Below are 25,420 nucleotides of genomic sequence, written 5' to 3'. Positions count from 1 at the left end.
CCATCTTCTGCTCATGGTTGCGTGACTAAATTATTGAATTCGAAGAATTTATGTCAGCATTCCGAAACTGGCACCCTCGGGTGAAAAGCACGCTCTTGGCGACAGGCTGCGGATCTTCGGCAGAAATTTTGGCCAGAATGTCAAAAAAGATCAAAATTAACATTTGCGTAAGCCTTCAATAACTCTCCGGTAAGAATGTGCCGTTATCAGTTGGGGCGTGGCAGCAATGACCGCCGCTTCTCCGGTTCAGGTAGTGCGTACCGGAGAAAGCGAGCTTCGCCGTGTAAGGGCGAAGACGCCTGAGTTTTTCGGCAAACCGCGCAGAGCCAAGGCCATGCGCGGTTTTCGCGTTTGCGTGGGTACTTGTCCCAAGCTAAGTCTTGCGCCGGGCCAAGCTTGACCCGAGGTTGCCGCCCATTGTAGGCCTCGCCTGAACGAGAGGCGAATGCGGGCCATCATGGCAAGAGCGATCATGCTGCAGGGAACCGGCTCCGATGTCGGCAAGACGGTGCTGGTCGCAGGGCTCTGCCGACTGGCGGCCAATCGCGGGCTGACGGTCCGTCCGTTCAAGCCACAGAACATGTCGAACAATGCGGCGGTCGCCGATGACGGCGGCGAGATCGGCCGGGCGCAGTGGCTGCAGTCGCTGGCCGCGCGCACGCCATCCTCGGTCCACATGAACCCGGTGCTGCTCAAGCCGCAATCGGACAATGGCAGCCAGATCATCGTCCAGGGCAGGGTGTTCGGACAGGCAAAGGGACGCGACTATCAGCGGCTGAAGCCCGAGCTGCTCGGCGCCGTGCTCGAGAGTTTTGAAAAAGTGGCTGCGGGGACCGACCTCGTTATCGTCGAGGGCGCCGGATCGCCGGCCGAGATCAATCTCAGGGCTGGCGACATCGCCAATATGGGCTTTGCGACGCGGGCCGGCGTGCCTGTCGTGCTCGTCGGCGATATCGACCGCGGCGGTGTCATCGCCTCGCTGGTCGGCACGCATGCGATCCTCGACGAGGGCGACCGGGCGATGATTGCGGGCTATATCATCAACAAGTTCCGCGGCGACGTCTCGCTGTTCGATGACGGCATTCGCGCCATCGAAGGTTTTACCGGCTGGCCGTGTTTCGGCATCGTGCCTTGGCTGCGGGGTGCCGCGCGCCTGCCGGCCGAAGATTCGGTCGTGCTCGAACGGCTGGCGAGGGGCGGGGCGCGCGCGCTGAAGATCGCCGTGCCGGTGCTGCCACGTATCGCCAATTTCGACGATCTCGATCCACTGAGGACCGAGCCGGATGTTGAGTTGGTCTTCGTTCGCGCCGGCGAGCGGATGCCAGCCGATGCGAGCCTCGTTGTGCTTCCCGGCTCGAAATCGACAATATCGGATCTCGCCGACTTCAGGGTGCAGGGCTGGGACCGCGATCTCCAGGCGCATGTCAGGCGCGGCGGCCGGGTGATCGGCATCTGCGGCGGTTACCAGATGCTCGGCCGGACGGTGCACGATCCGCTCGGCATCGAGGGCGGGACGCTGGAGACACCGGGGCTTGCGCTTCTCGATGTCGAGACCGAGATGGCGCCGGAAAAGACCGTGCGCAACAGCCATGCCCGCTCGACCGAATATGACGCGCCGCTTGACGGCTACCAGATCCATCTCGGCATCACCCGCGGCCCGGATTGCAATCGGCCTTCGGCAATCATCGATGGAGCACCCGACGGGGCGCTTTCGTCCGACGGCCGGATCATGGGCACCTATCTGCATGGGCTCTTCGGCTGCGACACTTACCGCGCTCGACTGCTCCAAAGTTTCGGCCTATCAGGCGAGCGGAGGAATTACCGCGAGAGCGTCGAGCAGGCGCTCGACGACGTCGCCGGGGAATTGGAACGTCATCTCGATCCACGCTGGCTGGCCGGGCTGCTTGGTTAGGTCGGATGTGTACCGGACGGGGCTGCCTCACCATCATCCGGTCTCGTCGTTCGGCTATTGCCAAATTAATTGACTGAGTCCATTAATTGTCGCGGCGGACCCGGTTGAGAGCGACGAAAACCATGAGCATATTGGACAGATTTTCGCTGGCAGGGCAGGTGGCGCTGGTGACCGGCGGTGGCCGTGGTCTGGGCTTCGAGATGGCGCGCGCCCTTGCCGAAGCCGGCGCGCATGTCATCGTCAACGGACGTACGGCGGCGACGCTGGAAAACGCCGTATCGACCATCCGGGCCGCGGGCGGCACGGCGGAGGTCGCGGCATTCGACGTCGCCGATCGCGAGGCACAGCGTGCTGCGATGGCCGATGTCGACAAGAACCATGGCCGTCTCGATATTTTGATCAACAATGTCGGCGCCCGCGACAGGCGGCCTCTGGCCGAATTCGACGATGATGCGATCATCGAGCTGCTGCGCACCGACCTGGCGGCGGCGATGACGCTTTCGCGCGACGCTGCCGTGTTGATGAAGCGGTGCAATCACGGCCGCCTGATCGCGGTGACCTCGATCAGCGGCCATGTCGTCATGCCCGGCGACTGCGTCTATCCGGCAGCCAAGCAGGGCCTGACCGGACTGATGCGCGGCATGGCAGTCGAATTCGGCCCGCACGGCATCACCAGCAACGCAATTGCGCCCGGCTGGTTTGCCACCGAGACGAACGCGGCGATGGCTGCGAACGAGGAATTCATGCCCTTCGTGCGCCAGCGCATCCCGGTCCAGCGCTGGGGACGGCCGGACGAGATCGCCGGCGCGGCGCTGTTTCTGGCAAGCGCCGCCGCTTCCTTCGTCAACGGCCATGTGCTGACGGTCGACGGCGGTATGACGGTCAGGATGTGAGCGGAGCCCGCAACTGCCGTGGCGCCGGCGTGCCTTTTCGCGTAATCCGCCCAATCGACCGAAGTTTGATGTCGACTTCTTAGGCGCGCCTGACAGGTGGGCTGAGTTCGCGTACGAGCTGCTGCAGGCTGCGCTGGTCTTCCGCTCCCGTCTTGTCGTAGATGGCGGCCAGTTGCGATTTCACGGTGCCGTCGGCAACGCCCTGCGCATTTGCAATCTCGGATCGCGTCATACCTTCGGACACGTAGCCGACCACGCGCCGTTCGGCAGGCGTGAGAGCAAAAAGGGCGGCAACGGCTTCGACGGCAGACTGGACCACCGTTCCAGCCGCGGCGAGAAAGATCGCCGCCGCCGCCCGGCTTTCGAAGCGTCCCCTTTCGGTGCGCCGCTGCAACGGCAGAACGTGGGCGACGGCGGGGCGCTCCGCCGAGGCAAGGGGAACATCGATCCCAGCGGCTGCGAGACTGATTTCGTCGCGCGCGCCAAGCGCCACTGCGTTGGAAAGGGCGGCGCCTGCATAACTATAGCGAGCGGCCAGACGGCCTGAAAGCGAGTGGACCACGTGCTGCTCGCGCAGCCGCGCTTCGGCGGCTTCATTGGCGAAGAGGATTGTCATGTCTTCTGCAACGATGAAGACCGCATGATCGAGGGCGTCGATGACCTCCCTGAGGACGGCGGCTTCGGCGCGCTCCATCTCGAACATGTCGTGGATCGTCACGGCACGGCGGATATGCGGACCGAGCAGCCCGATGATGTCGAAGACACGTCGCTCGCTCGGTTCGTATTGCACCGAAATGTTGATCGTCCCGACACGGGTCGGGCGCTTCAGCACGGCCATGTCGATCGAGTTTAGAACCCCATACCTGGCATGAAAGTTCTGGTGTAGCGCACCGCTTTTCCAGACGGCTTCGCCATCGGGTCCATAGAGGGAAAACATCCGCTCCAGCGTATCCGGCTGATCGATCTCCATTCGGTGGAGAAGGTGGAAGAACGGGACGTCCTTCGCATGCGCGACGAGGGTGCGGATGGCCTCTCCGTCGTCGCAGGCGATCTGGGCCAGCCGTGCGGAACGCGTGGTGGTGTCGAAGACGGCAAGCGTGGTTAGAAAACCGTTCACCTGACCATTGATCAGACGAAGAGCGTTTGGCCAGGCATCCTCCCGGGCCACGCAATCATAAATAGCGCCAATAATTTCCGACAGCTGCTGTTCCATGATCACAATCCTGCATCAGCCCGGCCAGCCCGGTCAATTGTCGCCGGCCACGGCGCCTTCATTTCCGGGATTTGCGGAAGATTTCATCCCCCATGCGGGAGATGTTTCATCGCGCGGATTTTTTACAACGCACTGCCGGCCGGAATCCAATCGGCTTGGACAACCAGAAATTGGAGGGCAATCTTCATGAAAGCGACAAAAGCGCCGATCGCGGCGCTTCTCATTATGGCAGCTCTTCCGGCTGCAGCGCTCGGCGGCGGCGGCCTGCCGGAACAGGTCCGGGAGGCCAATGCGCGCTTCCGGGACGTCAACCAGGCCGTCAAGGAAGGCTATTCGCCGATCCCGTGCACCAGCGGCATAGATGGAGGTGCGATGGGTATCCACTATGTCAGTGCCGACCTCATCAAGGATGAGGCCATTGATCTCTCCAGACCGGAGGCCGTGATGTACGAGCCTGACGAACACGGCAAGATGAAACTCGTCGCTGTCGAATACATCACGACGAAAGGTCCCGCCAATCTCGGCGGCCAGCTGTTCAGTTTCACGAACGCACCGAACCGCTACGGCCTTCCGGCTTTCTACGAGCTGCACGTCTGGGCATGGAAGAACAATCCGAGGGGACCGTTCGCCGACATGAACCCTGACGTCAGCTGCCGGCATGCGCACGGTTGATGAAGCTCCAGCTCACTCAAAACATCATGAAAGGATAAAACAATGCCGCAATTCGTTGTCGAACGAAACATTCCAGGTCTCGGGGACATGGACAAGGAAACTCTGCGCGAGATCTCGGCGAAATCCAACGCCGTCGTAGCGTCCCTCGGCGAACCCTATACCTGGATCACCAGCTATGTGACCGGGGACAAGATGTACTGCGTTCATGAGGCCGAGAGCGCGGAAGCGGTCTATCGGCACGCGGAAAAGGGTGGCTTTCCGGCGGACCGGGTGACGGAGATCACGACGCTCATCGGCCCACATTCGGCGCGCTAGGATGTCGGAACCGGCCGGCGAACGAGTCGCCGACCGGTTCTCCGGGTTGCGATCTTGCCATCGGCACGCGCAAATTCATGGGGATCACAATGAACGAGAAGCTCTTGTCCGGCGCGGTCGAGCTGCGACTGCGCAAAGTGATGGCGCTGCTTACCTCTCCGCTGCGCGCCCTTGTCGTCTGGCGACGCAGGCGATCGGCGGCAAATCAGCTTGGCGCCTTGCCAGATCACATGCTGAAAGACATTGCCTTGTCGAGGGGCGAAATACCCTTCGTCGCCTCCCAGGATGCAGACTGGAGCAGGTTCCGCTAGCGTCTCGTGGTGGGCGTCCGCATCGGGCGTAAAACCTCGCAATGCGTCGATAACGGTATCAATCTCTCTGCCATCTGCCCCGCGGTTGTGGTGGCCGAGCTCGATGGCTAGAAACATCGGTTTGGCCGGGCTATCACTGGATGTCGTGGCGACCCGGTTCGGATTGCCGCCCATTTGCCCGATTTGCCATCATAAGATTGTGGCGGCTCATGTGGAGGTTTAAAAATTAGCAATCATATTCAGTGGCTTATAGAACATGGAATCACAGCTGAGCATATCGCCGAGCTGATAGCCGCATTGTGCGATCGGTTGATCGCGGATGGCTTTCCGATCTGGCGGGGAAGCATTTCAATGCCGTCAATTCATCCCATGTATGGCGGCGTCTCGGCCAATTTCGTGCGCGGCGGTGCGACCACGATCGAGAATGCCGAATATGGCACTGCGGGAGTGCTGAATTTCGAAAAGACCCCGATCTATTTTCTTTTGGGCCGTGGCGAAACGTCAGGTCGCTGGAACATCGCCAAGGGTGAGGGTGTCGATGACTACCCGCAGCTTGCGGAATTCGCGCATAGCGGCGGCACGGATCACCTGGTCAGCCTGCTGGAGTTCCCGAAGGAGGCTGCGCTACGCGGCGTCAGCCTGTCCCTCACTAGCGACAGGCCGGGCGGATTTTCCGATGATCAACTGGCGATCGTCGCGAAGCTCTTCCCGGCGCTGGGGCTGGCTTGTTATCGTATCGCGGCAACGAAAACCGCATCGGATATCCTCGCCGTCTATACAGGCGCCAAGACAAGTGCACGCATCCTTGCAGGCGATATTCAGAGGGGAAAGGGAGGGGCGATCAATGCTGCGATCCTGCTTGCGGACCTGAGAAACTTCACGGCGCTGACCGAGGTTTATCAGCCGGGCGAAATCGCCGGGTTTCTGAATGAACATTTCGAGCTGATCGGCTGGCATGTCGAGGAAAATTCGGGCGAGATCCTCAAGTTCATGGGCGATAGCGTGCTGGCGATCTTTCCGACCGATGCTGAAGATCCGCAAAAGGCCTGCATGGCCGCTCTGGCTTCAGCAAGGAATATTCTAGAAGCCAACAAGGTGCTGAATGGTCAGCGGAGGAATGATGTAGGTCCTGACATCGGCGTCGATGTCGTGCTGCATCTCGGCGAGGTCTTCTACGGAAATATAGGCGCACGCGGCAGGCTTGATTTCACGGTGATCGGCAGCGCCGTCAACGAGGCTTCGCGGCTCGAAAAGCTCTGCGGCACGCTCGGGCACCATTTGCTGATGTCGGAGAGTTTCGCGGTCACCTCTGCCGTTGCCAGCGAATGTCTCGGCTCCTTCGAATTGCGCGGCGTTTCGAAGCCGGTCAACGTCTTCAAACTCGCCGGCACCGACTGACGACGGAGTGTTCCGACTTGCTCAGATCTCGCCTGAGACCTCGCGGCGGCGGCGGTCGAGTTCTTCGCTGTAGCGGCGCAGCGTATAGCTTTCGCTGAGCTGGCCGATCACCTTGCGTTCGATCAGGTTGTTGACGACGGCGAGCGCTTCGCTTTCGCTCTTGTCGAAGATCGCCGCCGCCTGCCTGGCATTCATCTGCGGCTGCAGGAAATCGTTGCGATAGTGGATGAAATCGGCAAGCGTCTTGCCCTCGTCCTGCGCATCGGTCGGATTGGCGTAAATCTCCGGCACCAGCACGAGGCCCGCATATTTGTCGCTCTCCTCGACGAGGATGACGCGCTGGGTCGAGCCGATCGGGAAGGCCTGCTTGAATTCCTCCAGAGAAATGCCCGCCCTTGCCGTCTTGACGTCGGCGCGCATCAGCTTGTCGACCGTCAGATTGCGGATCCAGCCGACATCATGGGCGCTGCGGATGCTTTCGCCGCGCAGGTGGAAGCGCCATGTGGCGAAGGAGTAGCCGAAGGTCGAACGCACGACCAGCGAGGAGGTGATGACGGCAGCGAGCACCAGCGCCGTGATCGGAAAGTCGCCGGTGATTTCGAGCGCCAGGAAGGTCATGGTCAGCGGCCCGCCGATGACGGCGACGGCAAGCGAACTCATGCCGACCACGGCATAGATGACGGGCGTCAGCGTCGCATCGGCGAAATAGGGGCCGCAATAGGCGAAGAGTTTGCCGAGCAGGGCTCCCATGAACAGAGAGGCGAAAAACAGGCCGCCCCTGAAGCCGGAGCCGATCGAGATCGCCGAGGCGAAGGATTTCAAAAGGAAGAGGCCGATCAGCGTCGGGATTGCCACGTCACGGGAAAGGTTGAGATGCAGCGCGCCGTGGCCGGCCGAAAGCACCTGCGGCGAGATCATCGCCAAGAGCCCGACGATGATGCCGCCGAGTGCCGGGCGGAAGGGTGGGGCGATCGAGCTCTTGCGCGCAAGCTCCTCGACAAAAGCGACGCCCTGCATGATCAGGATGCCGACACCGGCGCAGAACGCACCGAGCAGCAGCGCTGGGATATAATCGGCCGGCACGACCGAGCCGAAGCTGCCGATATCGATGGTGAAATCGCTGCCGGCGAGCAGCCTTGCGATCAGGGTGGAGACAAGGGCGGAGACGACGACAGGCGTCAGCGAGACGATCGTATAGGTGCCGATGATCAGCTCGAAAGCATAGAAGGCGCCGGTCAGCGGCGCGTTGAAGGCGGCGGCGATGGCGCCCGCCGCGCCGCAGCCAACGAGGGTGCGCAGGTCCGAGCGGCGAAGCTGCAGCTTCAGACCGAATTTCGAGGCGAGGCCGGCGGCAAGCTGGGTATAGCCGGCCTCCAGGCCGACGGAGGCGCCGAAACCGTTGGAGATCAGGTTCTGCACGGCAACGATGATGCTGTCGGTCAAGGACAGGCGGCCGCCATGCAGCGCATTGGCCTCGATCGGGTCGACCATCGGTTTCTTGCGTCGTTTCGCCAGCACGAAAAGCAGCAGGCCGAGCAGGGCGCCGCCGATAACCGGGGCGGTGAGCAGCAGCAGCTTGTTCTCGATCTCGGAGGAGCTCAACCTTTCGCTGTCGGCAATGCCGAAGACCAGCTGATGCAGCTCGTTGGAGACGTAGCTCATGCCGGTGACGGCAAGACCCGAGATGATGCCGACGACGGCGCCCGCCAGCGACAGGCCGACCTCGCTGCGCCGGGTCAGCGCCCTCAGGCGTCCCGGATCAAAGAAAACACGCAGCGCGCGGAAACCGCGCCGATCCAATTTCATAAGCATGGCTAGACAACTAGGCGGGGAGAGGCCCGGTCAAGGGCGGAGATGGTCGGGCACTCCGCTTGCGACGCAATTGCGGCGAAAAGCCGGAGCGCGGGATAAATATTTATCACGTAAGTCTCTGATAAAAGACGATATTTTAGGTAGAGTAAGTCGTGTTGGCGTGGGCGCTCCAACCGGCCGGCTATTCCCTAGCCGTGAAGGCCGGTTGACTTCACCCCTGCGCTTGCCTAACCATCCCGATAACGGATGGTCGACTGACCATCCTGACATAACGGATGGTTCCGGATCGGTGTTGCGCCCTTCCGGATGAAAAGGGAATGTGACGGGGCGGACCCAAGCCGGGCGCCTTCATCACAGCCGACCCCGCGACTGTAGAGCGGTCAGGGTCTTCCATCCGGCACTAAGCCCTTCCGGCCGGCGGCTTGCAATCATGCAAGCGGGCGGGATGGGCGACATGCCGGAAAAGCCACTGGATATGCATGGTGATCAACCGGGGTCGGACGCCTCTCAAGTCTACGAATCGTCCACCTTTTCACTGATGCAGCCGGGAAGGCGAGGATGATCCGCTGGCACGATCAGGGCGACCGGTTTCCGGTCCGCCCCGATCGCGGCCGATAACCGCGAGCCAGGAGACCTGCCATGCGGCCGGGCGAGAAGCCCACACCTGGGCACTATGCCCGTTGCCAGCACGGAGGTTGTCTTGGCTGAACGATTGAATTCGGCGCGGCCTGGTGCAGGGCGCGCGACGCCTCCAAGCAGTGCTGCAAGAGGTGTGCTTTCGGCCGTTTATGTCGAATGCTGGGTCCCCCCCTCTGTCCTGCCGGACATCTCCCCCACAAGGAGGGAGATCGGCAAGCAGCACGACCGTCGCCCTACATCAATTGTTTGGAGAAAAGCTCTCGGCGATTTAATCTCCCCCCTTGTGGGTGAGATGTCCGGCAGGACAGAGGGGGGTGTCACACCCTCAGTAGCCGAGAAAGGTGCACTCGGAACAAGCCACGGCTACGCACTCTCCCTGAGGGGCGTTTGAGCATGACTGCCACCTTCATCCTCGGCGGCGTACGCTCCGGCAAATCCCGTTTCGCCGAAGACCTCGTGACGGCCGCCGGACTCGACCGCCATTACCTTGCGACCGGCCGCGCATGGGACGAGGAGATGCAGGCGCGCATCGCCCAACACAAGGTCGACCGCGGTCCGTCCTGGACGACGCATGAGGAGCCGCTCGATCTTGTCGGCAAGCTCACCGCCATCGACGGACCGGGGCGCATCGTGCTGATCGACTGTCTGACGCTCTGGATCACCAATCTGATGATGGAGGAGCGGAACATGGCGGCGGAATTCGCCGCCCTTGCCGATTTCCTGCCCGCCGCGAAAGCGCGGCTCGTTTTCGTTTCCAATGAGGTCGGTCTCGGCATCGTGCCCGACAATCGCATGGCGCGGGATTTTCGCGATCATGCCGGCCGGCTGCACCAATCGATCGCGGCGAAGGCCGCCGAAGTCTATTTCATCGCGGCAGGCCTGCCGCTGAAAATGAAGGGTTAAGTCCATGAACCAGCAGAAGATCCCCGCAACCGTCATCACCGGCTTTCTCGGCGCCGGCAAGACGACGATGATCCGCAACCTGCTCACCAATGCCGGCGGCAAGAAGATTGCGTTGATCATCAACGAATTCGGCGATCTCGGCGTTGACGGCGATGTGCTGAAGGGCTGCGGTGCGGAGAATTGCACCGAGGACGATATCATCGAGCTGACCAATGGCTGCATCTGCTGCACCGTCGCCGATGACTTCATTCCGACGATGACCAAGCTGCTCGAGCGCGAACAGCGTCCTGACCATATCGTCATCGAGACTTCGGGGCTTGCCCTGCCGCAGCCGCTGGTCGCCGCCTTCAACTGGCCCGACATCCGCACGCAGGTGACCGTCGACGGCGTCATCACGGTGGTCGACAGCGCTGCGGTTGCCGCCGGCCGTTTCGCCGACGACCATGATGCCGTCGATGCGCGCCGTGCCGAGGATGAATCGCTCGATCACGAAAGCCCGATCGAGGAGCTGTTCGAGGACCAACTCACCTGCGCCGACCTCATCGTGCTCAACAAGACCGACCTGATCGATGCTGCCGGCCTTATCAGGGTGCGTGACGAGGTCGCCTCCCGCACCGCCCGCAAGCCTGTCATGATCGAGGCACGGAACGGCGAGGTGTCTGCCGGCATCCTGCTCGGCCTCGGCATCGGCACGGAGGACGATATCGCCAATCGCAAGTCGCATCACGAGTTGGAGCATGAGGACGGTGCGCCGCACGACCATGACGAATTCGACAGCTTCGTCGTCGAGCTCGGCCCGGTCGCCGATCCCGCCGGCTTCATCGCGGCGCTGAAGACGATCATATCAGCCCATGACGTGCTGCGTCTCAAGGGTTTCGTCGATGTCTCGGGCAAGCCGATGCGCCTGCAGCTCCAGGCCGTCGGCAGCCGCATCGACCATTATTTCGACCGCGCCTGGGGCGCGAGCGAAAAGCGCGCCACGCGCCTCGTCGTCATCGGCCTGCACGAAATGGATCAGGACGCGGTGAGGGCGGCGATCGAAGCGCTGGCGTAACCCGATGCATCTGCTTCTGGCTCAACAGGGAACGATCAGCGACGGCGAGGAGGCAATCGACCTCGGGCAGACGCCGGGCGATATCCTGTTCCTGTCGGCGGCCGACAGCGAGCTTGCCGCGATCGCAACCGCCCATCGCGAGCGCCGGGCGGGGCCTTCGCTCCGGCTCGCCAGCTTGCTGAGCCTCAAGCATCCGATGTCTGTTGATACCTATGTCGAGCGCACGGTGCGGCATGCGAAGCTGATCATCGTGCGTGCGCTCGGCGGCGCCAGCTATTTCCACTATGCGCTGGAGGCGCTGCATGCGGCAGCAGCGCGCGCCGGTGCGCTGATCGCGGTGCTGCCGGGCGACGCCAGGCCGGATGCGGGGCTGGTGCCTTTCTCCAACGTTGATCTCGACGATCTCAACGCGCTCTGGGCCTATCTGATCGAGGGCGGCGATGCCAACGCGCGGGCCTTTCTCGACTATGCCGAGGCGATGCTGTCTGGCGCCGAGAAGCCGGCGCCGGCTGTGCCTTTGATGAAGGCTGGCATCTGGTGGCCGGGGCGGGGACTGATCGGGGTTGAGGAGTGGCGGCGGATTGTTGCTTCGCTCCAGGGTGCGCCTTTGGGTGTGGCACCCCCCTCTGTCCTGCCGGACATCTCCCCCACAAGGGGGGAGATCAGGGATGAGAGGTCTCGCTCCATCTCCTCGGCCGAAGGCACGGTATCCTCCAACGTTTCTTTTGTGCGAAGCCCAAGCGACTTGCCGATCTCCCCCCTTGTGGGGGAGATGTCCGGCAGGACAGAGGGGGGTACTACGAACTCGACGCAACAGGCATCCCCCATCGTCGCCATCAGCTTCTACCGCGCCCTCGTCCAAAGCGGCGAGACCGGGCCGATCGAAGCTCTGATCGAAGCGCTGGTGACACTCGGCCTCCGCCCGCTGCCGGTCTTTGCCTATAGCCTCAAGGATCCGGTTTCCACAGGCATTCTCGAAAGCGTGTTTTCGACGCTGAAACCCGATGTCGTCATCAACACCACGGGCTTTGCCGTCTCGGCACCGGGTGCGGACCGGCAGGCGACGGTGCTGGAGGCGAATGAGGCGATCGTGTTGCAGGCGATCCTGTCGGCCTCGTCGAGGGAGGCATGGGCGGCTTCCTCGCAGGGCCTGTCGGCGCGCGATCTCGGCATGAACGTGGCGCTGCCTGAAGTCGATGGCCGGGTGCTGGCGCGGGCGATCTCCTTCAAGACGGCAGCGCGCTACGATGCTGCCGTCGAGACGAATATTGTCGCCAGCGAGCCGGATACCGGGCGGGTGCGCTATACGGCCGAGCTTGCCGCCAACTGGGCGCGGCTGCGGAAAACATCGGCCCATGACCGGCGCATCGCGCTCGTCATGGCGAATTATCCGAACCGGGACGGTCGACTTGGCAACGGCGTCGGCTTGGATACGCCGGCCGGGACCACTGAGGTGCTGAAGGCTATGCGGGCTGTGGGTTATCCGGTCGCCGAGATTCCCGCCGACGGCGATGCGCTGATCCGCCACCTGATGGAAGGGCCGACCAATTCCGGTTCCGATGGAAAGATCATCCGCGAGACGCTTTCCCTGAGTCTGTACAACAGCTTCCTGGAATCTCTTCCCGATAAGATTCAAGATGAGGTGAGAGCCCGCTGGGGCAATCCGCAAGACGATCCGTATTTTCGCGAGGGCGTCTTCGCCCTGCCTTTCGCGCGTTTCGGCGAGGTGCTTGTCGGCATCCAGCCGGCGCGCGGCTATAATATCGATCCGAAGGAAAGTTATCATTCGCCGGATCTCGTGCCGCCGCACGGTTATCTCGCCTTCTATGCTTTCCTGCGCCGCGAGTTCGGTGCCCATGCGATCATCCATATGGGCAAACACGGCAATCTGGAATGGCTGCCGGGTAAGGCGCTGGCGCTGTCGGAGACATGTTATCCGGAAGCGATTCTCGGGCCGTTGCCGCACCTCTATCCTTTCATCGTCAACGATCCGGGCGAGGGCACGCAGGCCAAGCGCCGCACTGCCGCCGTCATCATCGACCACCTGACACCGCCTTTGACGCGGGCCGAGAGCTACGGACCGCTCAAGGATCTGGAGGCGCTGGTCGACGAATATTACGAGGCCTCCGGCGGCGATCCCCGCCGCATTCGTCTGCTCAGCCGGCAGATCCTCGAGCTCGTTGCCGATATCGGCCTCGACCGGGATGCCGGGATTGCCAAGGGCGAAAGCGAGGGCGAGGCGCTGAAGAAGCTCGATGCCTATCTCTGCGACCTCAAGGAAATGCAGATCCGCGACGGGCTGCATGTCTTCGGTGTGTCGCCTGAGGGGCGGCTGCTGACCGACCTGACCGTGGCGCTGGCGCGGGTGCCGCGCGGGCTGGGCGAGGGTGGGGATGCGAGTTTGCACCGGGCGATTGCGGCGGATGCGGGCTTGGGCGGCGGCATGCGGGGGATACCCCCCTCTGTCCTCCCCGACATCTCCCCCACAAGGGGGGAGATCGGGGATGAGAGGCCTCGCTTAATCTCATGTGTCGCAGGTGCGGCATCTTCAAACGGTTCTTTTTCGGGAAGCCCAAGCGACTTGCCGATCTCCCCCCTTGTGGGGGAGATGTCCGGCAGGACAGAGGGGGGTGCCTCCATCTTCGACCCTCTCAACACCGAAATGGCCGCTCCCTGGACCGGTCCACGGCCCGCAATCCTCGCAGATATTCTCGATGCTCCATGGCGAACCAACGGAGACACTGTCGAGCGCATCGAACTGCTGGCGGCAAAGTTTGTTTCCGGTGAGATGGAATGCCCGACCCTCTGGTCCCAAACCAGATGTGTACTCTCCGAGATCGAAACCCGCCTCAAGCCCTCCATTCTGGCCTGCGGGCCGGCCGAAATCGCTGGCCTGCTCGCCGGCCTCGACGGCCGCTTCGTCGCGCCCGGCCCCTCTGGCGCACCGACGCGCGGGCGGCCCGATGTACTGCCGACCGGGCGGAATTTCTACTCCGTCGACAGCCGCGCCGTGCCGACGCCGGCCGCCTACGAGCTCGGCAAAAAATCGGCGGAGTTGCTGGTACGCCGCTATGTGCAGGATCACGGCGAATGGCCTGTCTCCTTCGGGTTGACGGCCTGGGGCACGTCAAACATGCGCACCGGCGGCGACGATATCGCCCAGGCCCTGGCGCTGATCGGCGTCAAGCCGCTCTGGGACATGAGTTCGCGGCGCGTCACCGGCTACGAGATCATTCCGCCGGCGATGCTCGGGCGGCCGCGCGTCGACGTGACGCTCCGCATTTCCGGCTTCTTCCGCGATGCCTTTCCCGAGCAGATTGCGCTGTTCGACAAGGCGATCCGCGCCGTCGGCGCGCTTGAAGAGGACGAAGCCGACAATCCCATCGCTGTGCGGATGCGCGGCGAGGCAGCTAGGCTTGCGGCCGCCGGCCTCGACGAGGTGTCGGCTAAACGGCGGGCAGGCTACCGTGTGTTCGGCTCGAAACCCGGCGCTTACGGCGCCGGATTGCAGGCGCTGATCGACGAGAAGGGTTGGGAACGGCGCGCCGATCTTGCCGAGGCCTATCTCGTCTGGGGCAGCTATGCCTATGGCGCCGGCGAGGAGGGCAAGGCCGAACGCGGCCTGTTCGAAGAACGGCTGCGCTCGGTGCAAGCCGTCATTCAGAACCAGGACAATCGTGAGCACGACCTGCTCGACAGCGACGATTATTACCAGTTCGAGGGCGGCATGGCCGCCGCCACAGAACAGCTCACCGGCGCACGGCCTTCGATCTATCACAACGACCATTCCAGGCCGGAGCGGCCGGTGATCCGCTCGCTGGAGGAGGAGATCGGCCGCGTCGTGCGAGGTCGCGTCGTCAATCCGAAATGGATCGCAGGCGTCATGCGCCACGGCTACAAGGGGGCGGCCGAGATCGCCGCCACCGTCGACTATCTCTTTGCCTTTTCGGCGACGACAGGGGCGGTCGGCGAACATCACTTCGATGCCGTCTACCAGGCCTTCGTCGCCGATGACGGCGTGCGCGATTTCATGATCGAGAAGAACCCTGCAGCATTCGACGAGATGAGGGAGCGGCTGCTTGAGGCGATCGACCGCAGCCTCTGGACGCCGCGCAGCAATTCGGCTCGGTTCGACCTGGCCGCCAGACAACAGAATGAGGTGAACCAATGAGCGACGAGACCACGAACGCCGAGATCGGAGAAGCCGGGAGCGGCAAGGACGATGCGCGCCACGCCGAGAAGATGGCGAAGAAGAAGGCCGCGCGCGACAAGATCATGGCCACCAAGACGGATGGCAAGGGGCTGATCATCGTCCATACCGGCAAGGGCAAGGGCAAGTCCTCGTCTGCCTTTGGGATGATCTTCCGCCACATCGCCCATGGCAAGCCGTCTGCCGTCGTGCAGTTCATCAAGGGCGCGATGTGGACCGGCGAGCGAGACCTGATCGAGAAGCATTTCTCCGATCTCTGCCAGTTCCACACGATGGGCGAGGGATTCACCTGGGAAACGCAGGACCGTGCCCGCGATGTCGCCGCAGCCTCTGCCGCCTGGGAAAAGGCCAAGGAACTGATCCGCGACGAGCGCAATTCCATGGTGCTGCTCGACGAGATCAATATCGCGTTGCGTTACGACTATCTCGACATCAACGAAGTCGTCGCCTTTCTGAAGAGCGAGAAGCCCCATATGACGCATGTCGTGCTGACGGGGCGCAACGCCAAGGAAGAATTGATCGAAATCGCCGATCTGGTGACCGAGATGGAACTCGTCAAACACCCCTTCCGCTCCGGCATCAAGGGTCAACCGGGCGTGGAGTTCTGAGGCGGTCAGTTGAGCGCGAGGCTGCGCAGGATGGCAGCCGTTTCCTCATCCGCCGGGAAGAAGGATTCGACCGCGAGTTCCGACAAAGTGATTTCTACGGGCGTGCCGAACACAGTCGTCGTCGAGATCAGGGAAAGCAAGCCGGCCTTGCTCGAAAGCTGAAGGGGAACGGCGATGCCGGCGTAGTCGGTATGGACCTCGCCAGCAGTTTTAGGCGCCGGATAGGACAGCAACTCCTTTAAAAGCTTGTCCAACATTGGATCGCCCGAAGCCGAGAACTGCTGGCGCAGCCTGCCGATAAGGTGGGCGCGCCACTCGGAAAGGTTTTTGATATGGGGCGCCAATCCTTGTGGATGCAGGCTGAGGCGCAGTACGTTGACGGGTGGCGTGAGCAGAGACTGGTCGGAAACGGCTGAGAGCAGCGGAGCGATGGCCGCATTGGCCGCGATGAGTGTCCAATGGCGGTCGACAGCGATTGCTGGGAAGGGCTCGTGCCCTTTCAACACCATGTCGATGGCGCGACGGGCCGGTTCCAATGCGGGATCGTCGAGTGCGCGTTCGGCAAAAACAGGAGCGAAACCCGCCGCGAGCAGCAGCGGGTTCCGATCGCGAAGGGGTACGTCGAGCCGTTCGGCAAGATGCAGCAGCATGTCGCGGCTCGGTGTCGAGCGCCCGCTCTCGATGAAGCTCAGATGCCGCTGCGAGATCTCCGCCTCCAGCGCGAGGTTGAGCTGGCTCATGCGGCGGCGCTGGCGCCATTCGCGCAGATGGTCTCCAAGGGAGCGGGCGGTCGGCGTCATCAGGCGGCTTCCGGCAGCAAATCTATGAAACCGCGGACGGATTTCAGCTTGCCGCCTTCGAGTTCGGCGAAATCCGTGCCCTTGATCAGCGCATCGCCGTTTTCCGGGCCGAGGCCCCAGGAGAAGCGCAGGTTGTCGCCGTAGCCGTCGGCCGCGCCGATCAGGGCGAAGCGGAAGCCGGGGAAGCGGCTTTGTACCGCCTCGACCAGCGAATTGATCTGCTCATGGCCTTCGCCGCGCATCAGTGGGTCGATATAGGTGGCGGCTTTGCTCCAGCTCTCGGCGATGAGAGCGCGACGGCGAGCGGCATCCGTCTCGTTCCAGATGGCGAGATAGCGCTCTGCGTTGGTGTTTGCGTCGTTCATCGGGTCATCTCCTTTTGATCGCCCGTCAGTTCCAGGCAGTCCGATCATGCGGGAAGGCGATGCACCCTATCAATTACGCCAGAGGTAATGGAAGATGGTCGAACCGCCCATGACAGCCATCAGCGCCATCGGCAGTTGTTCCGCAAGCTGCACATGGCCCTTGCGGGTATAGGTGATCGTGGCCGAGGCCGCGCCGAATGGGGACTGCACCTTGTTGGTGCCGAGGGTCTGGAGCGGCGGAATGCCCGCGATCAGCATGATGGGGACGGTGATGAGGCCGCCGCCGCCGGCAATGTAATCGACCAACCCGGCAAAGAAAGCCACGGCGCAGAGCAGCAGAAGCAGATGGAAGGCGATATCGGGCAAGGTGGTTTTCCGGGCAGGGATTTCGAACGGCCTTGTTGCATTTGCCGCCCCAAGCTGCAATGGCTGCAAAGACATGGGCAGGGCGTATTTGACGGTTTCCATGAGCGATATCTCTTTCGATACGGCGAGGCGCCACGTGCTCGGGCTCGGCTGCGAGCGCGGCACGCCGCCTGCCGAGATGCTGGCGCTTGCGATCGAGGCGCTCGACGCAGTCGCTATAAGCGCGGCGGAACTCACAGCCATTGCCTCGATCGACAGCCGAAGACTGGAGCCCGCGATCCTTGCCGTTGCCGCGCATTTTTCCGTGCCCGCCGTGTTTTTCGGCGCGCTGCGGCTCGAGGAGGAGACGCCGCGACTGGCGAATCCTTCCGCGATCGTCTTTGCCCGCGTCGGCTGCCATGGGGTCTCCGAGGCAGCTGCGCTGGCGGCTGCGGGGCCGGATGCCGAGCTTGCTGTCGCCAAGATCAAATCTGCACATGCGACGGCGGCAGTTGCCCGCAGCGGGTTGCAGAAAGCCTAGTGGACGTTATGGTGGCGCCAATTCGCAGCGCCGTTCGGCAGCTTCACGGTTCACATCTAGAGGATATCTCATGCACAAGGTCATCTACGACACTGACCCTGGCGTCGATGACGCCATGGCGCTTCTGTTTCTGCATCGTCATCCCGAAATCGACCTCCTCGGCATCACCACGGTCTTCGGCAACGCCTCGGTCGAGACGACGACGCGCAATGCGCTCTTCCTCAAGCGCGAATGGAATATTGCGGCACCCGTTTCCAAAGGCGCCAGCGTCACCATCGATTCCGCGCGCGCGGAGCGGCCGTGGCCGGCCATGGTGCATGGCGAGAACGGCCTCGGCGATATCGATGTGCCCGAGACGATCGACCTGCCGCTCGATCCGCGCCCGGCGCATCGCTTTATCATCGACACGGTGCGCGCTCATCCGGGCGAAGTGCGACTCGTCGCCGTTGGCCGAATGACCAATCTGGCGCTGGCGCTGAAGGAAGATCCCGAGATTGCGACGCTGGCCAAGGACGTCGTCATCATGGGCGGCAATTTCTATGTGCCGGGCAATGTCTCGCCGGTCGCCGAGGCCAATATCCACGGTGATCCCGAAGCTGCCGACATCGTCATGACCGCGCCCTGGAAGGTCGCCGTCATCGGCCTCGACGTCACCGCGATCACCACGATGAGCCGCAGCTATCTCGGCGAGATGGCGGCTAGGGGTGACAAGGCGGTGAAGCAGCTCGACGCACTCTCGCAGTCCTACATCGATTTCTACAAGCACGCGGTCGAAGACGGCATGATGGTGCATGACAGTTGCGCCTGCGTCTATGTCGTGGTGCCGGAGCTGTTCTCGTCGATATCGGGGGCGGTGCGCGTCGTCTGCGGCGGCATCGCCGATGGTCAGACGATCGTCAGGCCGGATGGGCGGCGTTTTCCGCCTGACGGCGCTTGGGATGGCCTGCCGAGCCAGGTCGTCTGCACCGGTATTGAATCGGAGAAGGTCCTCGACCTCATCCGCAACACGCTGCTTGCAGCCTGAGGGATGGGTGAGCCGGCGCATCGCGCCGGCTTTCGATATATGATAATATATTCATATTGTTGTGCCGGTTTTTCGAGAATTCGAATCCGCCTCTTTGCAAAGTGAGTCATGGTCGTCTTAGCAACTTCAAGTGAGGTGATGGGCGCGGCGTTGACCTTGCCCTTTGCGGGGCCTAGATCAGCAGGATGATCGATGCCGCATTCTCCCATCTTCCGGTGCTTGAGCCGGGCAGCGTCTGGCTCGTCGGCGCCGGTCCCGGCGATCCCGGGCTTTTGACGCTGCTCGCCGCCAAGGGGCTTTTCGAGGCCGACGTCATCGTCCACGACGCGCTGGTCAACGAGGAATGCCTGGCGCTGGCGCGGCCGGAAACGCTGGTGGAATATGCCGGTAAGCGCGGCGGTAAGCCTTCGGCGAAACAGCGCGACATTTCGTTGCGGCTGGTGGAGCTGGCGCGCGCCGGCAAGCGGGTGCTGCGGCTGAAGGGCGGCGATCCTTTCGTGTTCGGGCGCGGCGGTGAGGAGGCGTTGACGCTGGCCGAACACAACATTCCCTTCCGCATCGTGCCCGGCATCACCGCCGGTATCGGCGGACTCGCCTATGCCGGCATCCCGGTGACGCATCGCGACATCAACCATGCCGTGACCTTCCTTACAGGCCATGATTCGTCCGGCATCGTGCCCGACAGGATCAACTGGGAGGCGATTGGCCAGGGCTCGCCCGTCATCGTCATGTACATGGCGATGAAGCATATCGGCGAGATCAGCGCCCGGCTGATCGCCGCAGGCCGGCTGCCGTCGGAGCCCGTTGCCTTCGTCTGCAATGCTGCCACTGGCCGGCAGCAGGTGCTGGAAACGACGCTCGGGGAGGCGACTGAGGCCGTCGCTGTCTCCGGGCTGGAGCCGCCGGCGGTGGTCGTCGTCGGTGAGGTGGTCCGGCTCCGAGCTTCACTCGACTGGCTTGGTGCGCTCGCGGGGCGGCGCCTGCAACCCGATCCATTCCGCCGGTCCGGCAAGGTGCGGGCATGAGCGGCCTCCTGATCGCAGCCCCTTCCTCCGGCGCCGGCAAGACGACGGTGACGCTCGGGCTGCTCCGTGCGCTTCGCCGGCGCGGCGTCGCGGTCGCGCCCGGCAAGGCTGGCCCCGACTATATCGACCCCGCCTTTCATGCGGCCGCAAGCGGCACGCTCTGCCTGAATTTCGATCCCTGGGCGATGCGCCCGGAGCTAATCTCGGCCAATGGCGCCCTTCACCGCTCCGGCGACCGTATCCTTGTCATCGAGGCAATGATGGGGCTTTTCGACGGCGCGGCCGACGGAAAGGGAACGGCGGCCGATCTCGCGGCTCAGCTCGGGCTTTCCGTGGTGCTCGTCGTCGACGCCTCGCGCATGTCGCAGTCGGTGGCGCCGCTGGTTGCCGGTTTTGCCGGCTTCCGCGCCGATGTCCGCGTTGCCGGTGTCATCCTCAACAAGGTCGGCAGTGACCGGCATGAAGCTATGCTGCGACAGGCGCTGGAGGCTATCCGCATGCCTGTCATCGCCGTCATCGGCAACGACAAGGCGCTTTCCCTGCCGGAACGCCATCTCGGCCTCGTCCAGGCCGGCGAACATGCGACGCTCGACAATTTCATCGACCATGCAGCGGATGCGGTCTCCGAGGAATGCAATTTCGAATTTCTGCTACGCATTGCGAAGCAAGGGCTCAACCGGCCGTCGGCCGCCAATATCGACCGGTTGCCGCCGCTGGGCGCACGCATCGCCGTGGCGCGCGATGTCGCCTTTGCCTTTTCCTACGAGCATATGCTGCTCGGCTGGCGTCGCCGGGGTGCTGCGATCTCCTTCTTCTCGCCGCTTGCCGACGAGGCACCAGCTAACGACGCCGATGCGATCTATCTGCCTGGCGGTTATCCTGAGTTGCACGCCGGACGGCTCGCAGAGGCGCAGAATTTCCGCGCCGGCATGCTCGACGCGACGGCGCGCGGCGTCCGGATTTACGGCGAGTGCGGCGGCTATATGGTGCTCGGCAACGGGCTGATCGATGCGGAGGGCAAGCGCCATCAGATGCTCGGCCTGCTGCCGGTCGTTACCAGCTATGCCGAGCGAACGCGCCATCTCGGCTATCGCCGTGTCGTGCCGCTCGACGGCGCCTTCTTCGCGCGGATGATGACGGCCCATGAATTCCACTATTCCAGCGTCGTCTCCGAGGGCGAGGGCAAGCGGCTTTTTCAGGTGCAGGATGCGCTCGGGACCGATCTGGGTGCAGCCGGGCTCCGGTGCGGGCAGGTGGCGGGGTCCTACATGCATCTGATCGATCTGGCCGGAGCAACGGCTGCATGAGCGCACCGATCGTCCATGGCGGCGGCATCACCGCCGCTGCCACCGCTTTCGGCGGCAGGCCGGAAGATTGGCTCGATCTTTCCACCGGCATCAATCCGTGCCCCGTCGCCCTGCCGGAGATTCCTGCACGGGCTTGGCACCGCCTGCCGGACAGGCATTTGGTCGACGCGGCAAGGTTTGCAGCGCGCGACCATTACGGCAGCGGCGAGATTCTGCCGCTGCCCGTGCCCGGTACGCAATCGGTCATTCAGCTTTTGCCGCGGTTGGTCGGCGCGGATGAACGCATCGCCGTGACGGACGATAGGATCGCCGTGGTGTCGCCGACTTACGGTGAATATGCGCGTGCCTTCACCTCGGCCGGTTTTGCCGTCGATGCGGTCAACGATGTTGCCGCGATCGGAGCCGCGCATCGGCTGGCCGTCGTCGTCAATCCGAACAATCCGGATGGGCGGATATGGCCGGCCGAAACGCTGGTCGCCCTGCACGACAGGATAAAGGCTGCAAACGGGTTTCTTGTCGTCGATGAGGCCTTCGGTGATACAAATCCGGCGCTGAGCCTTGCATCCCGTGCGCCGCAGCTTTCCAATCTGGTGATCTTTCGCTCCTTCGGCAAGTTCTTCGGGCTTGCCGGCCTGCGGCTCGGCTTTGCGATTGCGGGGGAGAATATTCTCGAACGCTTCGAGGATTGGCTCGGCCCCTGGGCCGTCTCCGGCCCGGCGCTTTCGCTGGCCGCTTCGCTGCTGCGTTCGGACGTTTCTCCGATCCACAGCCGCATCGAGGAGCGCAGCATCGGCCTGCATACGGCGCTGGATGGTGCCGGGTTGCGGATAGCAGGGGGCACGGCGCTGTTTACCCTTGTCAATGACGCCAGGGCGAGCGACATTTACACATATCTCTGCCAGCATCATATTCTCGTCCGCAAGTTCGATAATGCGCCGGATTGGTTGCGTTTCGGGCTTGCTCCCGATCCGGCGGCGGACAGGCGGCTTGGCGAAGCCCTTCAGAGATTTAAGCGATGACGATCGACCAAAACCTTCTCGTGCTGCTTTTGGCGCTGCTGCTCGACCGGATCGCCGGCGATCCACAATGGCTGTGGTTGCGGGTGCCGCATCCCGTCGTCATGTTCGGCGCGGCGATCTCCTATGCCGACCGGCAGCTCAATCCCGCAAGCCTCACGGGGTCGCAACGCCGGATGAACGGCGTCGCTGCCATCCTGGCGCTGCTTCTTTTGGCGCTGGCCGCAGGCTTCGTGTTCAACCGGTTCTTCGCGCTGTTCGGCCTTGTCGGCATCTTGCTGGAGACCGGGCTGGTGGCGATCTTCCTGGCGCAGAAAAGCCTTGCCGATCACGTCGCGGCCGTCGCCGTCGCGCTACGCGACGAGGGGCTTGCCGGCGGGCGGACCGCCGTTTCCCGCATCGTCGGGCGCGATCCCGAGACGCTGGACGAGCCTGCCGTCTGCCGCGCGGCGATCGAAAGCCTTGCCGAGAATTTCTCCGACGGCGTCGTCGCACCGGCGCTCTGGTATGCAGTCTTCGGCCTGCCGGGGCTTTTCGCCTACAAGATGCTGAACACGGCGGATTCGATGATCGGCCATAAGTCGGAAAAATACATCGACTTCGGCTGGGCGGCCGCTCGGCTCGACGATGTCGCCAACTGGCCGGCCGCGCGCCTCTCCATCCTGCTGATTGCCGCCGGAGCCTGGATCCGGCGGGGAACAAGCGCCGGCCGTGAGGCGATCCGCGTGGCGATGCGCGACGGGGCCTTGCACCGTTCGCCGAACTCCGGCAGGCCGGAGGCGGCCATGGCAGGCGCGCTGAACGTCCAGCTCGCCGGCCCGCGCATCTATGGCGGCGTCATCGTGCGTGAACCGATGATCAACGACGCCGGCCGCGACGTGGCGACCTCGGGCGACATCGAGGACGGCGTATCGGTGTTTTATGCCAGCTGCATGGTGCTCGCCGGTGTGACGTTCGGGCTTTTCTTGTGTTTTCTGTAGAGGCGGCACGGTACGACCACGCCTCGGTAGACAGCTCCCACTCAAACGTTTATGCGAAACGCCTCCTACCTCCACCAGACCGGAAGCAGAGTGATGACAGTTCAGGTTGAATTACCGTGCCCGAAGTGCAAGAGCACCAAGATGAAGTTCGAGCGTCCCGAGATCCGGGAGACCGACATCATCACCTGTGCCGCCTGCGGCCATAATCTCGGCACCATGGCCTCGATCCGCGAGAAGATGAACAAGGCCTACCAGCAGCTCAATCAATTTGGGGCGAAGCGTAAGCTTCAGTAAGCCTGCGGCGCACCCGCTTGCTGCCATGCGCCGTTAGAGTTGTGATTACCATTCGGATTAAAGCAATATAATAAGTATTGCCGTAGTCTCTCTTTCGTGGGGGCGCAATTAAACTGCGCCAAGGCGATAAGAGGGTATCATGAGGCGGGTTTTGGCGGCTGCGGCCGCAAGTTTATTGCTGCAGTTTTCTCCCGTTGCCGCTCAGGCAGCAACGCTGGTCGCCAATATCAGCATCGGCAAGCAAACGATGACCGTTTCCGAGAACGGCTTCGTCAAGTACCGCTGGAAGGTTTCGACCGCGCGCAACGGCTATGTCACGCCAACCGGTTCGTGGAGCGCCAAGTGGCTGTCGCGCGATCATCGCTCGCGCAAATACGACAATGCGCCGATGCCGTACGCCGTGTTCTTCAACGGCGGTTACGCCGTTCACGCCACTTTCGACCTGAAGCGCCTGGGCCGGCCGGCCTCGCATGGCTGTGTTCGCCTGCATCCCGACAATGCCGCCCAATTCTTCTCGCTGACGCGGCAGGCCGGCCTTGCCAATACCCGCGTGGTCATTACGCGCTGATCTCGGATCAGCAAATCGACAGCTGATCCCTTTTATGCGCTGATCTCAGATCAGCGCCTGACCCGAAATCGGCAGCTGATCCCAGTTTACGCGCTGATCATCCTCTCCAGCTCATCCATGTCGGGGACGATGATACGTCGGAAGTTCTCGATGCGAATGACGCCGCTCTTGCGCAGCCTGGTCATCTGGCGGCTGACGGTTTCGATCGTCAGACCGAGGAAATCGGCGATCTCGGCGCGGGATAGTGGCAAATCGAAGGCGGTGCTTGTGGCCGTTTGCGGTTCGGCATGGGTGGCGATGAGGTGGAGCAGGCTTGCGACCTTCTCTTCGGCGGTGCGTCGGCCGAGCGTCAGCATCCATTCGCGCGCGGCATCCAACTCCTTCAGCGCCTGATCGTGCAGGCTGCGCTGTAGTTCCGGCGTCGCCGATATCATGCGGTCGAGCAGGTTGCGCGGGAAGACGCAGATTTCGGAATCGGTCGCAGCCTCGGCCGACAGCGTGCTTTCACGCACGAATGGCCTGCCGACGAAATCGGGGGCGAATTGCAGGCCGACGATCTGCTGGCGCCCGTCCGGCATCACCTTGCAGAGCTTTACCACCCCGCGCATGATGTTCGAATAGAAGGAGCTTTCCGAGCCTTGAGCGATGATCTCGCTGCCGGCATCGACCTTGCGGCGCAGCGAGTGGCGGCCAAGCTCCCGGAGCTGGCTGCTCGACAGCGCGCCGCAGACGACGCCGTGCCGCGCCTGGCAGGAACGGCAGGCGGCGAGAGTGCCGGCGTCGGAAACCTCACTGCGTGCGACGTCCATGTCCTGATCCCTTCGAAATCCGCATGTGCCGGGTGTGGTTGCGCATGCCGGGCATACCCTAGACGATTACGCCGCGATTGCGGGTTCGGCTATCCCGATTTCTTCCAGCGCGGCTTGATGATTATCAATTTTGGCCGGATCGCGATTTGATCCAGATCAAAGTTTGCGTGCCCTGGCTGTTATTGGAAGTGCGGCGTCGAGACGAGGCCGTCCGCGGGTTTGATTCGGACGGCTTCTTCGCCCTCGCCGGCGAGACGGGTTTTCTGCAGCAGCGTCGCCTCGCGCCCTGGGTGACGGCAAAGGCCGGCATTCCATTGCTGTTTAGGCAACACCCAGCCGGCAAATTGCCGCAACGCCGGGACGAAAGCATTGGCTTTTGAAATGGATTTGCCTATGAGGGGGTTTA

The 25,420-nt window shown here is 62.9% G+C and carries 23 protein-coding genes, 2 pseudogenes and 1 riboswitch; of the genes and pseudogenes, 19 read left to right on the top strand and 6 right to left on the bottom strand.

From position 1 onward, the window contains the following. Window positions 1–457 precede the first annotated feature (457 nt). Together AC2444_RS12060 and AC2444_RS12055 are read left to right on the top strand one after the other, a co-directional pair. A complete protein-coding gene (locus AC2444_RS12060; RefSeq protein WP_041935669.1) occupies window positions 458–1,912 on the top strand; it encodes a cobyric acid synthase in 1,455 nt (484 codons plus the stop codon). A gap of 122 nt (window positions 1,913–2,034) precedes the next feature. After that, window positions 2,035–2,805 carry an SDR family oxidoreductase gene (locus tag AC2444_RS12055; RefSeq protein WP_012757847.1) on the top strand — a complete coding sequence of 257 codons (771 nt, stop codon included), beginning with the start codon at window positions 2,035–2,037 and terminating at the stop codon, window positions 2,803–2,805. Window positions 2,806–2,884: 79 nt separating this feature from the next. Here AC2444_RS12055 and AC2444_RS12050 read toward each other — a convergent pair whose 3' ends face one another. Further along, on the bottom strand, window positions 2,885–4,018 hold the full coding sequence (locus tag AC2444_RS12050; protein WP_012757846.1) for a helix-turn-helix transcriptional regulator: 1,134 nt from the start codon (window positions 4,016–4,018) through the stop codon (window positions 2,885–2,887). Between the two features lie 186 nt (window positions 4,019–4,204). Between AC2444_RS12050 and AC2444_RS12045 the strand changes: the two genes are divergently transcribed. The 4 genes and pseudogenes from AC2444_RS12045 to AC2444_RS12030 all read left to right on the top strand — a co-directional run bounded on the left by AC2444_RS12045 (window position 4,205) and on the right by AC2444_RS12030 (window position 6,714). Then, entirely contained in the window at window positions 4,205–4,690 is a 486-nt protein-coding gene (locus tag AC2444_RS12045; protein WP_012757845.1) for a hypothetical protein, read from the top strand. Between the two features lie 42 nt (window positions 4,691–4,732). Further along, window positions 4,733–5,005: a DUF4242 domain-containing protein gene (locus tag AC2444_RS12040; RefSeq protein WP_003560176.1), complete on the top strand. Its 273-nt coding sequence runs from the start codon at window positions 4,733–4,735 to the stop codon at window positions 5,003–5,005. An 89-nt stretch (window positions 5,006–5,094) separates the two neighbouring features. Beyond that, complete coding sequence (locus tag AC2444_RS12035) at window positions 5,095–5,316, top strand: DUF1127 domain-containing protein (RefSeq protein ID WP_012757844.1); 222 nt, start codon at window positions 5,095–5,097, stop codon at window positions 5,314–5,316. 103 nt (window positions 5,317–5,419) lie between these two features. Beyond that, window positions 5,420–6,714 (top strand): annotated as a pseudogene (locus AC2444_RS12030) (adenylate/guanylate cyclase domain-containing protein). A gap of 21 nt (window positions 6,715–6,735) precedes the next feature. On the opposite strand, the gene AC2444_RS12025 reads toward AC2444_RS12030, so the two are convergent. Next, the gene (locus AC2444_RS12025; RefSeq protein WP_012757842.1) at window positions 6,736–8,526 is read right to left on the bottom strand and encodes a chloride channel protein; all 1,791 of its coding nucleotides are present in this window, start codon (window positions 8,524–8,526) and stop codon (window positions 6,736–6,738) included. A 259-nt stretch (window positions 8,527–8,785) separates the two neighbouring features. Beyond that, window positions 8,786–9,182, top strand: a riboswitch (cobalamin riboswitch). Window positions 9,183–9,558: 376 nt separating this feature from the next. Here AC2444_RS12025 and cobU point away from each other — a divergent pair. From cobU to cobO, 4 genes are read left to right on the top strand one after another with little or no spacing between them, the layout of a single operon-like run. Beyond that, a complete protein-coding gene (gene cobU / locus AC2444_RS12020) occupies window positions 9,559–10,068 on the top strand; it encodes a bifunctional adenosylcobinamide kinase/adenosylcobinamide-phosphate guanylyltransferase (RefSeq protein WP_012757841.1) in 510 nt (169 codons plus the stop codon). Between the two features lie 4 nt (window positions 10,069–10,072). Beyond that, window positions 10,073–11,122 carry a cobalamin biosynthesis protein CobW gene (gene cobW / locus AC2444_RS12015; protein WP_012757840.1) on the top strand — a complete coding sequence of 350 codons (1,050 nt, stop codon included), beginning with the start codon at window positions 10,073–10,075 and terminating at the stop codon, window positions 11,120–11,122. A gap of 4 nt (window positions 11,123–11,126) precedes the next feature. Then, a complete protein-coding gene (gene cobN / locus AC2444_RS12010; protein ID WP_012757839.1) occupies window positions 11,127–15,293 on the top strand; it encodes a cobaltochelatase subunit CobN in 4,167 nt (1,388 codons plus the stop codon). Beyond that, complete coding sequence (cobO, locus tag AC2444_RS12005; RefSeq protein ID WP_012757838.1) at window positions 15,290–15,940, top strand: cob(I)yrinic acid a,c-diamide adenosyltransferase; 651 nt, start codon at window positions 15,290–15,292, stop codon at window positions 15,938–15,940. Before cobN ends, cobO begins: the two co-directional genes overlap by 4 nt. Before the next feature lie 5 nt (window positions 15,941–15,945). Here the strand turns inward: cobO and AC2444_RS12000 are convergent, their stop codons facing one another. The 3 genes and pseudogenes from AC2444_RS12000 to AC2444_RS11990 form a co-directional block, all read right to left on the bottom strand. Continuing rightward, on the bottom strand, window positions 15,946–16,740 hold the full coding sequence (locus AC2444_RS12000) for a helix-turn-helix domain-containing protein (protein WP_017994374.1): 795 nt from the start codon (window positions 16,738–16,740) through the stop codon (window positions 15,946–15,948). Beyond that, window positions 16,740–17,153, bottom strand: a complete 414-nt coding sequence (locus AC2444_RS11995; RefSeq protein ID WP_017988609.1) for a nuclear transport factor 2 family protein — start codon at window positions 17,151–17,153, stop codon at window positions 16,740–16,742. The genes AC2444_RS12000 and AC2444_RS11995 overlap by 1 nt, the downstream gene beginning before the upstream one ends. 51 nt (window positions 17,154–17,204) lie before the next feature. Next, window positions 17,205–17,471 (bottom strand): annotated as a pseudogene (locus tag AC2444_RS11990) (TSUP family transporter); the annotation flags it as partial. Window positions 17,472–17,571: 100 nt separating this feature from the next. Between AC2444_RS11990 and AC2444_RS11985 the strand changes: the two are divergent. The 8 genes from AC2444_RS11985 to AC2444_RS11950 all read left to right on the top strand — a co-directional run bounded on the left by AC2444_RS11985 (window position 17,572) and on the right by AC2444_RS11950 (window position 24,205). Beyond that, window positions 17,572–17,991 carry a cobalamin biosynthesis protein gene (locus tag AC2444_RS11985; RefSeq protein ID WP_026157385.1) on the top strand — a complete coding sequence of 140 codons (420 nt, stop codon included), beginning with the start codon at window positions 17,572–17,574 and terminating at the stop codon, window positions 17,989–17,991. 70 nt (window positions 17,992–18,061) lie between these two features. After that, window positions 18,062–19,015 carry a nucleoside hydrolase gene (locus AC2444_RS11980; RefSeq protein ID WP_012757836.1) on the top strand — a complete coding sequence of 318 codons (954 nt, stop codon included), beginning with the start codon at window positions 18,062–18,064 and terminating at the stop codon, window positions 19,013–19,015. A gap of 185 nt (window positions 19,016–19,200) precedes the next feature. Then, on the top strand, window positions 19,201–20,040 hold the full coding sequence (gene cobA / locus AC2444_RS11975) for a uroporphyrinogen-III C-methyltransferase (RefSeq protein ID WP_012757835.1): 840 nt from the start codon (window positions 19,201–19,203) through the stop codon (window positions 20,038–20,040). After that, window positions 20,037–21,347, top strand: a complete 1,311-nt coding sequence (locus tag AC2444_RS11970; RefSeq protein WP_012757834.1) for a cobyrinic acid a,c-diamide synthase CobB — start codon at window positions 20,037–20,039, stop codon at window positions 21,345–21,347. The genes cobA and AC2444_RS11970 overlap by 4 nt, the downstream gene beginning before the upstream one ends. Then, a complete protein-coding gene (cobD, locus tag AC2444_RS11965) occupies window positions 21,344–22,366 on the top strand; it encodes a threonine-phosphate decarboxylase CobD (RefSeq protein WP_012757833.1) in 1,023 nt (340 codons plus the stop codon). The genes AC2444_RS11970 and cobD overlap by 4 nt, the downstream gene beginning before the upstream one ends. Continuing rightward, window positions 22,363–23,343: an adenosylcobinamide-phosphate synthase CbiB gene (cbiB, locus tag AC2444_RS11960; protein WP_012757832.1), complete on the top strand. Its 981-nt coding sequence runs from the start codon at window positions 22,363–22,365 to the stop codon at window positions 23,341–23,343. The genes cobD and cbiB overlap by 4 nt, the downstream gene beginning before the upstream one ends. Window positions 23,344–23,436: 93 nt before the next feature. After that, a complete protein-coding gene (locus tag AC2444_RS11955) occupies window positions 23,437–23,637 on the top strand; it encodes an ECs_2282 family putative zinc-binding protein (RefSeq protein ID WP_012757831.1) in 201 nt (66 codons plus the stop codon). Window positions 23,638–23,776: 139 nt separating this feature from the next. Next, a complete protein-coding gene (locus AC2444_RS11950; RefSeq protein ID WP_012757830.1) occupies window positions 23,777–24,205 on the top strand; it encodes a L,D-transpeptidase in 429 nt (142 codons plus the stop codon). An 86-nt stretch (window positions 24,206–24,291) separates the two neighbouring features. On the opposite strand, the gene AC2444_RS11945 is transcribed toward AC2444_RS11950, so the two are convergent. Then, on the bottom strand, window positions 24,292–25,014 hold the full coding sequence (locus AC2444_RS11945) for a Crp/Fnr family transcriptional regulator (protein ID WP_012757829.1): 723 nt from the start codon (window positions 25,012–25,014) through the stop codon (window positions 24,292–24,294). Between the two features lie 146 nt (window positions 25,015–25,160). Between AC2444_RS11945 and AC2444_RS11940 the strand changes: the two genes are divergently transcribed. Further along, on the top strand, window positions 25,161–25,394 hold the full coding sequence (locus AC2444_RS11940) for a hypothetical protein (RefSeq protein ID WP_017994367.1): 234 nt from the start codon (window positions 25,161–25,163) through the stop codon (window positions 25,392–25,394). Window positions 25,395–25,420 lie beyond the last annotated feature (26 nt).

It is taken from the genome of Rhizobium sp. WSM1328 (assembly GCF_057653715.1).
The sequence above is the reverse complement of the archived record's forward strand: the minus strand, read 5'-3'. Positions and strand labels throughout refer to the sequence as shown.

Bases quoted from the DNA above. Each gene is read 5' to 3' on its own strand.
- cobU (WP_012757841.1), top strand. From the start codon at position 9,559: ATGACTGCCACCTTCATCCTCGGCGGCGTACGCTCCGGCAAATCCCGT.
- AC2444_RS12000 (WP_017994374.1), bottom strand. From the start codon at position 16,740: ATGACGCCGACCGCCCGCTCCCTTGGAGACCATCTGCGCGAATGGCGC.
- AC2444_RS11955 (WP_012757831.1), top strand. From the start codon at position 23,437: ATGACAGTTCAGGTTGAATTACCGTGCCCGAAGTGCAAGAGCACCAAG.
- AC2444_RS11950 (WP_012757830.1), top strand. From the start codon at position 23,777: ATGAGGCGGGTTTTGGCGGCTGCGGCCGCAAGTTTATTGCTGCAGTTT.
- AC2444_RS12035 (WP_012757844.1), top strand. From the start codon at position 5,095: ATGAACGAGAAGCTCTTGTCCGGCGCGGTCGAGCTGCGACTGCGCAAA.
- cobW (WP_012757840.1), top strand. From the start codon at position 10,073: ATGAACCAGCAGAAGATCCCCGCAACCGTCATCACCGGCTTTCTCGGC.
- AC2444_RS11980 (WP_012757836.1), top strand. From the start codon at position 18,062: ATGCACAAGGTCATCTACGACACTGACCCTGGCGTCGATGACGCCATG.
- AC2444_RS12045 (WP_012757845.1), top strand. From the start codon at position 4,205: ATGAAAGCGACAAAAGCGCCGATCGCGGCGCTTCTCATTATGGCAGCT.
- AC2444_RS12025 (WP_012757842.1), bottom strand. From the start codon at position 8,526: ATGCTTATGAAATTGGATCGGCGCGGTTTCCGCGCGCTGCGTGTTTTC.
- cobA (WP_012757835.1), top strand. From the start codon at position 19,201: ATGATCGATGCCGCATTCTCCCATCTTCCGGTGCTTGAGCCGGGCAGC.
- cobD (WP_012757833.1), top strand. From the start codon at position 21,344: ATGAGCGCACCGATCGTCCATGGCGGCGGCATCACCGCCGCTGCCACC.
- AC2444_RS11995 (WP_017988609.1), bottom strand. From the start codon at position 17,153: ATGATCGGACTGCCTGGAACTGACGGGCGATCAAAAGGAGATGACCCG.
- AC2444_RS12060 (WP_041935669.1), top strand. From the start codon at position 458: ATGGCAAGAGCGATCATGCTGCAGGGAACCGGCTCCGATGTCGGCAAG.
- AC2444_RS11970 (WP_012757834.1), top strand. From the start codon at position 20,037: ATGAGCGGCCTCCTGATCGCAGCCCCTTCCTCCGGCGCCGGCAAGACG.
- AC2444_RS12050 (WP_012757846.1), bottom strand. From the start codon at position 4,018: ATGGAACAGCAGCTGTCGGAAATTATTGGCGCTATTTATGATTGCGTG.
- AC2444_RS11985 (WP_026157385.1), top strand. From the start codon at position 17,572: ATGAGCGATATCTCTTTCGATACGGCGAGGCGCCACGTGCTCGGGCTC.
- AC2444_RS11945 (WP_012757829.1), bottom strand. From the start codon at position 25,014: ATGGACGTCGCACGCAGTGAGGTTTCCGACGCCGGCACTCTCGCCGCC.
- cobO (WP_012757838.1), top strand. From the start codon at position 15,290: ATGAGCGACGAGACCACGAACGCCGAGATCGGAGAAGCCGGGAGCGGC.
- AC2444_RS12040 (WP_003560176.1), top strand. From the start codon at position 4,733: ATGCCGCAATTCGTTGTCGAACGAAACATTCCAGGTCTCGGGGACATG.
- cbiB (WP_012757832.1), top strand. From the start codon at position 22,363: ATGACGATCGACCAAAACCTTCTCGTGCTGCTTTTGGCGCTGCTGCTC.
- AC2444_RS12055 (WP_012757847.1), top strand. From the start codon at position 2,035: ATGAGCATATTGGACAGATTTTCGCTGGCAGGGCAGGTGGCGCTGGTG.
- cobN (WP_012757839.1), top strand. From the start codon at position 11,127: ATGCATCTGCTTCTGGCTCAACAGGGAACGATCAGCGACGGCGAGGAG.